General features: G+C 55.6%; 13 protein-coding genes and 1 pseudogene. 10 read left to right on the top strand and 4 right to left on the bottom strand.

Going from position 1 to position 12,642, the window contains the following annotated elements:
• Positions 1-34: 34 nt before the first annotated feature.
• Positions 35-1,366: a permease gene (locus BW974_RS16105; protein ID WP_076431259.1), complete on the bottom strand. Its 1,332-nt coding sequence runs from the start codon at positions 1,364-1,366 to the stop codon at positions 35-37.
• 372 nt (positions 1,367-1,738) lie between these two features.
• On the opposite strand from BW974_RS16105, the gene BW974_RS16100 reads away from it, so the two are divergent.
• Positions 1,739-2,095 carry a four-helix bundle copper-binding protein gene (locus tag BW974_RS16100; protein WP_076431258.1) on the top strand — a complete coding sequence of 119 codons (357 nt, stop codon included), beginning with the start codon at positions 1,739-1,741 and terminating at the stop codon, positions 2,093-2,095.
• Between the two features lie 127 nt (positions 2,096-2,222).
• Here the strand turns inward: BW974_RS16100 and BW974_RS16095 are convergent, their stop codons facing one another.
• The gene (locus tag BW974_RS16095) at positions 2,223-4,238 is read right to left on the bottom strand and encodes a copper-translocating P-type ATPase (RefSeq protein WP_245800150.1); all 2,016 of its coding nucleotides are present in this window, start codon (positions 4,236-4,238) and stop codon (positions 2,223-2,225) included.
• 6 nt (positions 4,239-4,244) lie between these two features.
• Here BW974_RS16095 and BW974_RS26580 point away from each other — a divergent pair, with 6 nt between their 5' ends.
• The 8 genes from BW974_RS26580 to BW974_RS16060 all read left to right on the top strand — a co-directional run bounded on the left by BW974_RS26580 (position 4,245) and on the right by BW974_RS16060 (position 9,813).
• Entirely contained in the window at positions 4,245-4,391 is a 147-nt protein-coding gene (locus tag BW974_RS26580) for a hypothetical protein (protein WP_245800149.1), read from the top strand.
• Positions 4,392-4,696: 305 nt separating this feature from the next.
• Positions 4,697-5,191 carry a CBS domain-containing protein gene (locus BW974_RS16090; protein WP_217694344.1) on the top strand — a complete coding sequence of 165 codons (495 nt, stop codon included), beginning with the start codon at positions 4,697-4,699 and terminating at the stop codon, positions 5,189-5,191.
• A 545-nt stretch (positions 5,192-5,736) separates the two neighbouring features.
• Positions 5,737-6,099, top strand: coding sequence for a hypothetical protein (locus BW974_RS16085; RefSeq protein ID WP_139328899.1), 363 nt, complete (start codon positions 5,737-5,739; stop codon positions 6,097-6,099).
• A gap of 63 nt (positions 6,100-6,162) precedes the next feature.
• Positions 6,163-7,155 carry a sulfite exporter TauE/SafE family protein gene (locus tag BW974_RS16080; RefSeq protein WP_076431255.1) on the top strand — a complete coding sequence of 331 codons (993 nt, stop codon included), beginning with the start codon at positions 6,163-6,165 and terminating at the stop codon, positions 7,153-7,155.
• 363 nt (positions 7,156-7,518) lie between these two features.
• On the top strand, positions 7,519-7,863 hold the full coding sequence (locus BW974_RS16075; protein ID WP_076431254.1) for an SHOCT domain-containing protein: 345 nt from the start codon (positions 7,519-7,521) through the stop codon (positions 7,861-7,863).
• Between the two features lie 311 nt (positions 7,864-8,174).
• Complete coding sequence (locus BW974_RS16070) at positions 8,175-8,372, top strand: heavy-metal-associated domain-containing protein (RefSeq protein ID WP_076431253.1); 198 nt, start codon at positions 8,175-8,177, stop codon at positions 8,370-8,372.
• A 76-nt stretch (positions 8,373-8,448) separates the two neighbouring features.
• Positions 8,449-9,048, top strand: coding sequence for an AsnC family transcriptional regulator (locus tag BW974_RS16065; RefSeq protein WP_076431252.1), 600 nt, complete (start codon positions 8,449-8,451; stop codon positions 9,046-9,048).
• A gap of 411 nt (positions 9,049-9,459) precedes the next feature.
• The gene (locus BW974_RS16060) at positions 9,460-9,813 is read left to right on the top strand and encodes a four-helix bundle copper-binding protein (RefSeq protein ID WP_076431330.1); all 354 of its coding nucleotides are present in this window, start codon (positions 9,460-9,462) and stop codon (positions 9,811-9,813) included.
• Between the two features lie 68 nt (positions 9,814-9,881).
• Here BW974_RS16060 and BW974_RS16055 read toward each other — a convergent pair.
• Positions 9,882-10,437, bottom strand: a pseudogene (locus BW974_RS16055) (DoxX family protein).
• A gap of 133 nt (positions 10,438-10,570) precedes the next feature.
• Entirely contained in the window at positions 10,571-11,974 is a 1,404-nt protein-coding gene (locus BW974_RS16050; protein ID WP_076431251.1) for a permease, read from the bottom strand.
• A 326-nt stretch (positions 11,975-12,300) separates the two neighbouring features.
• Here BW974_RS16050 and BW974_RS16045 point away from each other — a divergent pair, with 326 nt between their 5' ends.
• Positions 12,301-12,576 carry a hypothetical protein gene (locus BW974_RS16045; RefSeq protein WP_076431250.1) on the top strand — a complete coding sequence of 92 codons (276 nt, stop codon included), beginning with the start codon at positions 12,301-12,303 and terminating at the stop codon, positions 12,574-12,576.
• Positions 12,577-12,642 lie beyond the last annotated feature (66 nt).

Raw genomic sequence — 12,642 nt, 5'->3', positions numbered from 1 at the left:
GCATCTCACAACATGCCAAACGTGGACAGATCAGTCAGTCCGCCGTCTGGGTGTGTTCGTCGTGACCGCTTTCATCGCCGACTGATTCCGAGCGGTGCAGCCAGTAAAGGAAGAGGAAGAACACAGTCGCCAGTACGTTCAACACCATCTTGTAGTTCATCTCGATTTTCACCTCCGCGATCTGCACGCTCGAGGCAGGGGGGATGACCCCAGCACCGAGGAAGAGGAAGTGGATGACGAACCCCGTAAGGACTGCAGAGATGAAGATCATGCCCGAGAGGATGGCCGCGAATTTCGTCCCGTAGTACTCCCGATAGGCCTCCATGATCGGTGGGACAATGAGGTCAGCGTAAATGTAGCTCAGCACCGACCCGAACGGGAGGCCGTTTGAGAAGAGAACTGCAGCGAATGGGACGTTGCCAACCGAGCAGACGAACGTTGCCACACCGATAATGGCACCAAGCACTGCGGTCCAGAAGACGTACACTGGGAGACCGAACGTCGCGCCCGAGAACACCGAGGTCCACACCTGTTCGGGGATGAAGCCAGCGATGAGGCCAGCGAAGATGAATCCAATTGCGATCTCGTCCCAGAGCATGCCCCATTCTTTCCACTGTTTGTCGGCGAGCGCCTTCCAACCCGAGAGCGACGTCGCTTGTTCCCGGATGGTCGTGTTGGCTTCTTCGGGGTCAAAGCTCTCCTTGCAGGACTGCGAGCAGAAGTAGTACGTCTGGCCGTCGTGTTCAGTAGAATAATCAGCTTCCTCGGGGTTTACTTCCATCCCACAAACAGGGTCTTGAACGGTTGGAGCACCGTCATCGAGGACGTTCTGGCGAGCTTGCTCAACGACGTCGTCGGGGACGACGTAGACGAACCCGAGTGCCATCAAGCCGATGAGCATGAACCCGCCGATGATGTCTGCGAGCAAGAACTGCCAGCCGAGGAGAATCCAGATGACTGCGCCGATTTCGATGACGAGGTTCGTGCTTGCGAACATGAACGCACCGATAGTCGCTGCCGCCGACCCACCCTTCTTGAAGAGGTTTTTCGCCGTGGCGATAGCGCTGTACGAACAGGACGAGGAGACGAACCCGAACAGCGACCCGTAGCCGATCTCACGAGCGCCGTGGCCGTCGAGGAGATCCGCGACTTTTTGGTTGGACGTCCACGCTTCGACGCCACCAGCGATGGCGAAGCCGATGACGAGCGCCCACCACGTGATCCACGCCATCGCCGCCGTCGTGGACAGGAACTGGCGTGTACTCTCGACGAAGAACGTCGCCAGTGGCTTCGACGTGGTGAAAACGCCGATACCGACCGTCGCGAGCGCGATGAGTGCGAGGATTGCGTACTCTCTTCGGTCCATGTCTGTGGCTTATGGGAGAGACACTTTACGGGGTTTCGGCTAACAAAATATGGGTCAAGGAAGGACTAACATTTGTCTTGTTAACCTAGGTGCCGCTGTAGTCTCAGTTGACACCACTAGTCTCCCGATTTGGTTCTTAATTAAAGTGTGCTCCAGATCGTTCTTGCTGACTCTATGAGAACGCCAGGTCGTTATTAGAACTGTGATGGGTTTGATGAAGTCGGTGACATGGTATACAACACTATCACGTGGCATCTTTGCGTCTGATGCTAATCACACAGTTATGAAATTTCGTAAACATCTACTGCTGGGACGTTCATTAGGATCAAAGCCACAAATAGGGAAAATGTGCCTCTTGTACGTGGAGATGCAATGTCACTCTCAGAAACGACGGCCAAGATCGACCATTTGAGCGACGAACAGCGCGACTGTATCGAAATCTGCACCGAAGCTACTGAAGTCTGTGAGTGGTGCGCCGACGAGTGTGCCGGGAACGAAGAGATGGCCGAGTGCCTGCGTCTCTGTCGCGATGTGGCTGACGTCGCGTCGTTGCACGCGCGCTTTATGGCACGTGACTCGAACTACGGCAGCCAGCTGGCCGAAACCTGTGCGGGCGTGTGCGAGGAATGTGCCGAAGAATGTGAGCGCCACGACGCCGAGCACTGCCAGGTCTGTGCCGACGTTCTCAAAAAGTGTGCCGAGAGCTGCCGCAACATGATGAGCGCCTGAATAGCCGAGCGCTTGGCATCGATCCAGCTGCTTTGTGCCAGTCTACTAGATCGGCTATTGAACAGAGCAAACGATATCAATACGAGCTTTGGGGTGCGAAGGAGGCGAAGAGCGAGATGGTCTTCGGTTAGTCGGCTGGTCGTGGACTTCCAGAAGGAGAGGTGCCTGGAAGCGATGGAAGATCGAGATCGACGCGACGGAGGAACTGGGCATTGATCGCGACGATGACCGTGCTGAGTGACATCAAAAGTGCCCCGACAGCAGGTGAAAGGAGGATTCCAATCGGTGCGAGCACGCCCGCTGCAAGCGGAATCGCGAAGACGTTGTAGCCCGCAGCCCAAACGATGTTTTCCTGCATCTTCCGGTAGCTCGCCTTACTTAGCTTCACGAGTCGAACCACATCCATCGGATTGTTCTGGACGAGGATGACGTCAGCTGACTGGACGGCGACATCCGTCCCACTTCCGATTGCGATGCCGACGTCAGCCCGCGCCAGTGCGGGTGCGTCGTTGACACCGTCGCCGACCATTCCGACAAGTTTACCCTGATCCTGGAGTTCCTGTACCTTCTTGTCCTTGTCTTCGGGCAATACTTCGGCGAACACCGTGTCGATACCCAATTCGTCCGCGACGGCGTTTGCGACATCTTGGGCGTCACCTGTCAGCATCGCGACCTCGATGTCTAGGTCGTGGAGCGCGTCAACGACTCGGTAGCTTTTCTCGCGGATGACGTCGGCCATCGCGAACGCAGCTATTAGTTCTCCTTCCCGTACGAGATAGACAACCGTTCGGGCGTTTTCGCCCGCTTCGTCGGCGAAATCCCGTAGATTAGCCGGAACATCCCTGTCGAGATGCTCTAAGAGGTTCGGCCCTCCGACATAGACCTCTTGGCTCTCGACGGTCGCGCGAACGCCACGGCCCTTCATCGCCTCAAAGTCGTCTGCAGCAGGCACGTCGATCCCCTGCTCGGCGGCGGCCACCCTGATAGCCCGCGCGATCATGTGCTCGGAATCGCTCTCGACGGCGGCAGCGAGGCGGAGTGCCTCCGCTTCGTCAACCCCGTCGACGGTAACCGTCCCGACGACACCGTGTTTCCCTTCGGTGAGCGTTCCAGTCTTGTCGAAGATGATTGCGTCGAGGTTTCGGGCCTCTTCCATGGCGATGCGGTCACGGACGAGCATCCCGTTGCGAGCCGCTAGCGAGGTGTTGATTGCAACCACCAAGGGAATCGCCAGGCCGAGTGCATGCGGGCAGGCGATGACGAGGACGGTGACTACCCGTTCGATCACGGTCGCATTGAATGTTGTCGCGACGGTCCAGGCGACTGCGGTGAGCAGTGCCGCCCCGACAGCAACGTAGAATAGCCATCCCGCTGCGCGGTCGGCGAGTACCTGCGTCTTCGACTTGCTCGACTGCGCCTCCTCGACCAGGCGCATGATCCCGGCAAGGGTCGTCTCGTCGCCGGTTGCGTCGATTCGCACCCGGAGGCTCCCATCACCGTTGACCGTCCCACCGATCACCTCGTCGCCGGGTTCCTTACCCACGGGTTTGGATTCGCCGGTGATCATCGCCTCATTTACGTCCGACTCGCCATCCTCGACGATGCCATCCGCGGGAACGCTGGCGCCCGGCCGTACGAGGACGAGATTGCCATTCGAAAGTTCATTCACCGGTACCTCCTCGATGCCACCTGACCCAGTGATCCGCTCTGCAGTGTCGGGCATTAGTTTCGCCAGTTCGTCTAGAGCGCTGGACGCCCGCCGGACTGACCGCATCTCGATCCAGTGGCCTAGCAACATGATGTCGATGAGCGTCACAAGTTCCCAAAAGAACGCAGACTGTGTCGGGAAGACGACGCTCGCCAAGCTATAGATGAACGCGACAGTGATCGCCATCGAAATGAGTGTCATCATCCCCGGCGAGCGGTCTTTCAGTTCGGGGCTGGCCATCCGGAGGAATGGCATGCCACCGTAAGCGAAGACGATCACTGCGAAGACGGGATTGATCCACTGGCTCCCCGGAAATACCGGAACGGAAAAGCCGAGGGTCTCCTGGAGGAATGGACTGTAGAGAAGAACAGGAATCGAAAGGAGAGTCGAAACGAAGAAGCGTCGACGGAACATCTGTTCGTGCCCTTCGTGCATACCCCCGTGTTCACCGTGATCGTTATCACCGTTGCCGTGACCCATCCCATGCCCATCATGTTCTGCAATCTTCCGCTCGGCCTCATCAGCGTCCTCGGCCTCTTCCTCAAGCATCGATTGCTCTACGCGGTCGTCCTCATCGGTTCCGACTGATTCATCGTCATCTACGCTGTTGCGACCATGGTGAGAATCGGTTCCTGATGGAGGATTTCCGTTCTGTGAGTGGTCGTGGTCATCCATGGCGAGTTTGGTAAATGAACTACGTTCCGGAGACTGATGGATGTGTGGGCTCTACACCGGGTCGGTCACAGTATATCGCAGTGACCTCGTTAACCGTGAGTGCGATCATCGCTGCGTTTGCCGACGACAGCGTCAACCAGCAGTCTGAACGCCGACTCGGCACGGCCTTTGAAGTCAGCCGAATAATTTACTGTAATTGTTAGCGTATGGCTGGTGCTATGGCCACCGAACGCACTGATCTCGGGATGACCGCCCGACGACTCGCACGGGCGGACGTGGTCAGCGTCACGCCGGACACGCCCATCACCGAGACTGCCCAAATAATGCGCAACCGAACGGTCGGAAGCGTCCTCGTCACCGAAAATGATGTACTCGTCGGCGTCGTCACCGACCGGGACATCGCCGCTGAAGTCGTCGCCGCCAACGGGTCATCAAGCCTGACCCACAAAGACATAGATCTTAAGACGCTCACCGCACGGGACGTGATGACGGCGGATCCGCAGTCTGTTGATGCAGACGCGAAAGTCCAACGTGTCTTGCGGGCGATGAACGACGCTCACGCACGCCGGATTCCAGTCGTTGACGACAACAAAGTCGTCGGTATCATCGCGTTTGACGACCTCGTTCTTCACCTTGCCGGGGAATGCATGCACGTTTCGGCGCAACTCGACAGTCTTGCCGAAGTCATCCATGCTGAATCGCCACCGAGCTAACGACGCAATTGAGGATGAGTCGTATCCGAACCATCCACATCCTATGTTTTCGCAGCCCTGCGAACGCCCTTCGATTCCTCTGAACACCAGGTAGGCCGGTGTCTCGCGTTAGCTCATCTCAATCTGGTGCAAGTTTTCGTCGCGAGAAAAATCGTTGTGGTTACATCCACCGTGTACAATAATAGTTCGGTTTATTGTCACCTTTGCCGTGGTCGTAGTGGGGGAGTCCTATGTTAGAGAAACCACGACCAACTAAACAGACCCGAAGACGGTTCATCGCGACCGTAGGAGGGATCGTAATTGGCTCGTCATCGAGAGTGGGCGCACAAGAAACGACGTCTCGTACTCGTCACCGTGGCATGTGCTGTTTCCGCTTCGGCGGCCATGTGTCCGGATGGCGAGGACAGGGGCCACAGTCAATTGGCGGACAACAAAACCCAACGCTCCAGCTTGAAGCGGGACGGACGTATGGAGTCATGTGGCAAAACCTAGATGGACAGCCGCACACATTCGCGCTGAGGGACTCGAATGGTGAGAATCTACCCGTGATATTACCGACTGTTCGAACCATGCAGCACGGCGGGCCGATGATGGGTGGTCAGAACGGGACGATGGTGGGCGGAGCGAATGGCACCATGATGGACAGGATGATGGGCGAACATCAAGGAAGGAGGCAACCACCCGAAGATGCGATTCGAGTTACGCCGCAGATCACTGAAGAAGGATCGGTACAAATGCTCGCATTTGTCGCGACGCGTGACGTTGCACAGTACATCTGTACCGTGCATCCATCGACGATGGTTGGTGACGTGGCTCTAAAACCCGATCAAGGGAATTCCGGTGGACAGCATAGTGGTAATGGGAACAACGGTGAGAGTGACAATACGGGAAGCCACGCACACGGCTGACAACACACGCTCGGAGTAAGACCCAATACCGTTGTGCTCGTCACTGATAGCGACATGGGAGGAATGAGCCTATGGTCGTTCGAACCGGGGATTGCATTCTTCGTTTTCTTTGGATTCACGGTCGGAATCCTCTTCGGCTTTTTCGGCCTCGGTGGGAGTTTCTTCGTCACCCCTGCACTGCTCGTTCTCGGCCATCCTGTCGAAGCGGCGGTCGGCTCCGGGCTAGTGTTCGTCTTCGGAACGTCGATTACAGCCGTCGTAACGCATCGCCGTCTCGGCCACATCGACTACAAACTGGGAGGCCTCCTCGTCGGGGGAATGACAATGGGGTTAGAGGTCGGGAAGCGGATGTTGTTCGAGCTTTCGGCCGTCGGACTCGCAGACATCATCGTCAGCACCGCCTACGTCGGGTTGTTAGCGGTGGTTGGACTATTCATGCTATTCGACGCTCGTAACAGTACGTCCGTGCAGGGAACAGTGGTAGATGCGAACGTCTTGGGAGAAATTGGAACCGTCTACGTTCCGCCGATGCTATCGTTCAGTGGAGGAGTTACCGTTTCCGTATGGATAGTGCTGGCAATTGCGTTCGCGACAGGGATACTGGCGGGCGTTCTCGGTGTTGGCGGCGGGTTTCTCATTCTGCCGATCCTAATGTACGGGTTGAGTCTATCGGAAACAGTAGCGGTTGGAACCGACATCTTTCAGATCGCGATTTCGAGTGGATATGGGTCATTTATGTACGCCCGAGCAGATGCGGTTCACCTCTCGGTCGTCATCCCGTTACTCGGTGGAAGTGTCTTCGGTGCGTATCTCGGTTCCCGATTAACCGAGTTCGTCGACGAAGCAACGTTCAAGCAATACTTCGCGCTCATTCTACTCGTCGACAGTGTGGCAGTGGCGAGCAAAACGATCAGTCACACCTACGGTGTCGTCGCACTGCACGTCCTGAGCCTCGTTCTGCTCTTCGGAACTGCAGTGGTCATGAGTTCCATTGTTGTCTCGTTCGGAACTCGAAACGCCCTTCGAGAGGGCGATACTCTGTCGAAAAATAACTGAAGAAACGAGGCGTTTTAGTTCTGATTTCGACATCGGACATCTCGAACCGATAGACCAAGATAATCAATTGGACAACGACCAGAGCAACCGTGAATCCCAAACCACGATGCCAGTGAATATCGAAGCACTACCGGGCCAGAGGCCAACCAATGCGAGCGTCACAAGAACGAACGCGAATTTACGCATTTGTAAGGCCCATCTCATATCGAATGACGCTCAAGGCATTAATCAGAACTGGTGCTCTTTATCCGACGCGGTAAACGGCGCGGCCGACTAATCTATTCTGGCAGTCTGATTTTGGGGTTCTAAAACGAGTGCAGAACCGTCGATACCTCTTTTTGACTCTGAATGCTAGTATTCCATATGACCGCGGCACGCCAGAACGATTCGTGGCTTCGACTTATCGTCGTTATACTGGCAGTCATCCTGTTCACGCCGATGCTGATGATGCTGTTCGCGTTCCCGATGATGGGTGGCTGGATGATGGGGCCGGGTTACGGCGGTCCAACACCAATCTGGGGCTGGGTGATGATGCTCGTCTCGCTATTGGTCGTGCTTGCACTAGGGTACGTCCTCTACCGCGCGCTCGCTGGCGATGGGGCTGGCGGTGATGCAGCGCTTGAAGAACTGCGACTTGCCTACGCCCGCGGCGACCTCTCTGAAGAGGAGTTTGAAACGCGCCGTGAACGTCTCCGACGCGAACAATAGCGGCGACGACTCGCATCGTCTAGTTATTCGTTGCGCCACGACATACGGAATGCCGCCTGCGTAGAAGAGTCGTCGGTTCACGCCGAGGAAGAGCAAGACGACTGCACCGATAGAGGGCGAGGAGTTCACGTGGACAACAATCCTCACACACGGTCACGGATGCTGGTAATCGGAATAAAGCATTTCGGGTTTCCTCGCTGGCTGAAAAGGCTTTCAAATCGCTTAGTTTCGAAACCTCGAATTCATCGGCCGGTGATGCGCGGATTCGAAGCCGAAACGAGAAAAAGACGTTCACCCCAAAGTAACAGGGTATGACGACCGAACTTACCGTCGAAGGGATGAGCTGTGGCGGATGCGAACAGACAGTCGAATCGGCACTCGAAGAATTAGACGACGTTGAGAACGCCGCCGCAGATAACGAGTCCGACCGAGTCAGGGTTAGCGGAAACGCAGACACTGATATCATTGCACAAACCATCGAGAAGGCAGGGTATACCGTGAAACACTAATCATGGACCATCACAGTCTTTCAGAGAATCGACAAGCAGTTGCACGAATTACCTCGAACCCCTCCCGACCCCATCGATGAGCGAGCTGGACTCCACCGATATCGAAATCCTGCAATTGTTGCTCGAAGACGCCCGTCGCCCGTATCGGGAGATTGCCGACGTCGTCAATCTGTCACCCCCGTCGGTGTCTAACCGGGTCGAACGACTCCAAGACCTCGGTATCGTTCGGCGATTTACCGTCGAGATGGACCAAACACAACTTTCGAGAGCCGACGAACTGCTACTGGTTCTCGACGTTCAAGCCAGTAAGGCGGCGGATATTCGGTCACAATTAGTAGCCATCGCAGGTGTCGAACACGTATTTCAGACGGTCGAATCGCGTATCATAGCCAAAGTGATTCTCGACACGTCGGAAGTTCACGAGTTATTCACCGACACCTTGGACGAGGCGGCAATCGAGGACTACGAGGTCGAATCGGTGCTACACTCGTCGTGGCAACCAGCGCTTCGGAGTGGCGACATTGGCATCCAATGTTCGATCTGTGGAAATCAGATCAGTGGCGATGGTGAGACGGTTGAAGTCGATTCCGGGGATATGTACCACGTCTGTTGCTCGTCATGTGCCGAGGAGATCGTCGAACAGTACGAATCACTGCAGGAGGCAGCCAACGAGTAATAGCTTCACGCTTTTTGTCTTCTCATCAGTTCGTGTATTTGCGATACGTCTCATAGGGGCGTGGATTTTGAACGGAAACGCGAGGACGGCGAAGAGAGTCCGTGCATGCTTCGAAGTGGACAGACCGCGGTAGAAACGATGGAATCAACGTCACCGTTAACAAACCGCCGAATATCAACCTCCCAATTTCGGTTTGTAACCCTCTAAGTGGACTACTTACCCCATGAGGACGAAGATCCTCCACAGCAGCGAGTTACGTTCCATGGTTCATGGCCAATCTCGGGATTCTGCGCTCGTCCGTTGCGAATACAGCACCTCCACGAACCCGTCGATGGTCTGGATAACAGTCGTTGTTCCTTTACAATCGAAGCCACAATCCCGGAAAAGCAGCACCCCATAGTAATGGATGCAATGTCGCTTTCAGACACCGTCTCCGAGATCGACCACCTGAGCGAAGAACAGCGCGACTGCATTGAAATTTGTACGGAAGCCGCCGAAGCCTGCGAGTGGTGTGCCGACGCATGTACCGACCACGGCGAAGACATGGCCGAGTGCATCCGTCTCTGCCGTGACGTCGCGGACGTCGCGTCGCTGCACGCACGGTTCATGGCCCGCGACTCCGACTACAGCGACCAGTTAGGTGAACTCTGTGCGGACGTCTGTGAGGCGTGTGCAGACGAATGCGAGCAACACGACCACGACCACTGCCAGCTCTGTGCGGACGTTCTCAGCGAGTGCGCCGAGAGCTGCCGCAGCATGCATTAATCACGCGGAGCCAGCCGAACGGCGAACTCCCGAATTCGAACACCGTTTTTTAGCGTTAAATATGACTTTCAGCCGAGAATGTATTCCAACTGAGGGTATCGGTTGAGCTCGTCCATCGATTTCGTACTGTTCGACGACGGCGTCGAGGCCGAGGATCCGACCAGCACCGAACGCAGCGACCGAGAGGAACACCAGCAGGTACATGAAATCAGCGTTGATAAACCCGTGTTCGAGGTCCCAGTTGCCGAAATAGAACATGAGCATCAGGAAGGCACTGAAGAACGCCGCGAGACGGGTCAGAAGTCCGACCATCAAGCCGAGACCGATGGCCACTTCCCCTCACAGAACGGCGACGTTCACAAAATCGACGAACCACGGCGTCTGTCCCATCCAGAGAAACAGCCCCTCGAGGGGGTTCCCGTTCGTCGCGGCAACGTTTACGAGGTAGCTCTGTGCGTCGAATCCGCCAAAAATCTTCTCAATGCCCGTGTAGAAGAACGCAAAGCCGACGACGAGGCGAAGTGCGAGGACGAACCACGTACTTAGCGAGTGGGCACGTCCTTCGACGGTAACGCCAGCAATCGTAGACCGGAGCTCGTTGTATCGTGGTTGCGTGTCAACTATTGCCAATACCTCTGGAGTACAGTAGTCTTGCAAGGAGTGTATAACTACCGTCGCACAGGGTGAACCGCCCCGAGGTCACGACCCGAGGCATTTGGCCTGCTCCGCCTGTAGAGATACAACCGGGATGTACCGTTCAATGATGTTCGTGGCTTTGAGAAGATCCCGCGCCAGAAGTCTGTGGCTGTAGATGCGAGAACTCGGCTGGGTTGCGCTCAAACGACTGCTTACATCGATTCGAGCAGAAGTAGTACGTTTCCCCATCGTGGGTAACACTCGGGCCGCTATCATCGATCTGCATCCCGCAGACAGGGTCCCGGTATTGGCCGGGTGCGCCGATCCCCCGGCGGTAGACGTAGAAGAGGAACCCCGAGAGCGCGAACGCGACGACATTGAGATAGAATGCGTAGTTGAGTTCGAAATATGTCTGTTCGGTGGCCGTCTCCCCGCCAGCGAGGTTCGGTACGATACCCAGGGCAGTGAACAACTCCTCCATGAGAAACCCGGTGAACGCCATCGTGATGAAGAACACGCCGAGGATGTACAGCATTACCTTCCAGCCGTAATACTTGCGGTAAACGTTCAGCACTGGAATCGTAATGAGGTCGGCGTAGACGAACGCGATGACGCCCGCGAAGCTGATGCCGCCACCCCAGAGTGCGACCGCAAACGGAACGTTGCCGATGCTGCCGACAAAGCTGATGACGGCAATTGTCACACCCATGATCGCATTTTCGGCACTTACGAGCAGGCTATCCCCCTGTAGAAAGAGATTGTTCCAAACCCACTGTGGGACAAAAACGATGACGAAACCGGAGATGAGGAAACCTGCGACGACGTCCTTCCAAATCATCGACCACTCCTTGCGGTACTGATTCCCGAGTTTGTACCATCCACCCCACGTCAACAGTTCCTCGCGCCAACCGCCACGACTGGCGACCTCCTGCTGGTAGGTCTCCAGACAGCCAGCCGAACAGAATTTCAGCGTTTCACCGCCGTCGGTAACGAGTGAGTATTCGTCTTTTCCCTCCATTCCGCATGTCGGGTCCTCGGTGATACCGTGGTCGTGGTCGCGTTGATTCAGTTCCTCCCGAACGTCTTCGAAGAGGTTCTCCGGGAGCGTCAGGTGAACGATGAGAGCCATCACCGCGATAAGAATGAGTCCCCCGAGGAGTTCCGCCAAGAGAAACTCCCAACCGAGAAGGATCAAGATCATCAAGCCGAGTTCGATGATGAGGTTCGTCGATGCAAACATGAACGCGAGAACGTTGACCACGTGTGCCCCCTTCTTGAACAACCCCTTCGCGATAGCGACGGCCCCGAAGCTACAACCGCTACTGGCGGCACCGAAGACGGTTGCCTTCGCGAGTCCGGCGAGATTATCGTCGCCGAGTAGACGTGCCATCCGCTCTTTCGAGACGTAGACCTGCACAAGACTCGTAATCATCAGCCCCATGGTGATCGCCCATGCAGCGGTCCAGAGGAAACCAATCCCGATTCGTAGCGATTCGAGGATTCCGCTGACGACAGTGGTCTCCATACATGGAGTATCACTGGCTTCGTTCTTCCTGGTTTCTCTTAAAAGTGTGATGGAAAAGGCAATCCACATAGCTTCTTTGTAAGATAATATCTAGCAAGACTGTCGATGCTGCGAGTGTTCGGCCAGAACATTTCTTCGCGAGGGACTGAACCCATTACTCTACTCAATACAACCATATTCATTTAGAAATATTTGTATTGGACTATTACTTAGACCCGTTACTGCCTTTCATTTGGCTTCGAAGAGTAATGCCGAATCGGTGTTACGACGTGTGACTTCGAATATAAGCAAAAATGAAATTGAACTAGCTTGACATATCTTCACCCATGAGCACCACAACTTCCAACCGCGAAGAGTATGAAATGGAAACCGCTCACGAAACGATAGAACCTGATGCGCTGGCACTCGGTGGCGCCGCAGCAGTCGTTTCTGCCGTCGTCATGCTCCTTCCCGGTGTATTCGGGGCGGTCAGCGTCTACGAGGGAGTGGTCGAGATGATGGAGCAGTGGCACCTCTTCTTTGAACCACCCGTCGTCGGGACGGTGACGGGCATGATTGAAGCAGCTATCATTAGCTACGTCTTCATTTACGCCTTTGCATAGCTGTACAACATGCTTGTTCGGTAAGATGAAACATGAATCAAGTTCCATGATACATCACCGACAGAG

It is taken from the genome of Haladaptatus litoreus, assembly GCF_900156425.1.
In the GTDB taxonomy this organism is placed as follows: Archaea; Halobacteriota; Halobacteria; order Halobacteriales; family Haladaptataceae; genus Haladaptatus; species Haladaptatus litoreus.
This window is presented reverse-complemented; position numbering and strand designations above follow the sequence as displayed.

What these genes read in the sequence shown, in the direction of transcription:
- BW974_RS16105 (WP_076431259.1), bottom strand. Translation starts at nt 1,366, where the DNA reads ATGGACCGAAGAGAGTACGCAATCCTCGCACTCATCGCGCTCGCGACG.
- BW974_RS16100 (WP_076431258.1), top strand. Translation starts at nt 1,739, where the DNA reads ATGTCACTCTCAGAAACGACGGCCAAGATCGACCATTTGAGCGACGAA.
- BW974_RS16095 (WP_245800150.1), bottom strand. Translation starts at nt 4,238, where the DNA reads ATGCACGAAGGGCACGAACAGATGTTCCGTCGACGCTTCTTCGTTTCG.
- BW974_RS16090 (WP_217694344.1), top strand. Translation starts at nt 4,697, where the DNA reads ATGGCCACCGAACGCACTGATCTCGGGATGACCGCCCGACGACTCGCA.
- BW974_RS16080 (WP_076431255.1), top strand. Translation starts at nt 6,163, where the DNA reads ATGAGCCTATGGTCGTTCGAACCGGGGATTGCATTCTTCGTTTTCTTT.
- BW974_RS16075 (WP_076431254.1), top strand. Translation starts at nt 7,519, where the DNA reads ATGACCGCGGCACGCCAGAACGATTCGTGGCTTCGACTTATCGTCGTT.
- BW974_RS16070 (WP_076431253.1), top strand. Translation starts at nt 8,175, where the DNA reads ATGACGACCGAACTTACCGTCGAAGGGATGAGCTGTGGCGGATGCGAA.
- BW974_RS16065 (WP_076431252.1), top strand. Translation starts at nt 8,449, where the DNA reads ATGAGCGAGCTGGACTCCACCGATATCGAAATCCTGCAATTGTTGCTC.
- BW974_RS16060 (WP_076431330.1), top strand. Translation starts at nt 9,460, where the DNA reads ATGTCGCTTTCAGACACCGTCTCCGAGATCGACCACCTGAGCGAAGAA.
- BW974_RS16050 (WP_076431251.1), bottom strand. Translation starts at nt 11,974, where the DNA reads ATGGAGACCACTGTCGTCAGCGGAATCCTCGAATCGCTACGAATCGGG.
- BW974_RS16045 (WP_076431250.1), top strand. Translation starts at nt 12,301, where the DNA reads ATGAGCACCACAACTTCCAACCGCGAAGAGTATGAAATGGAAACCGCT.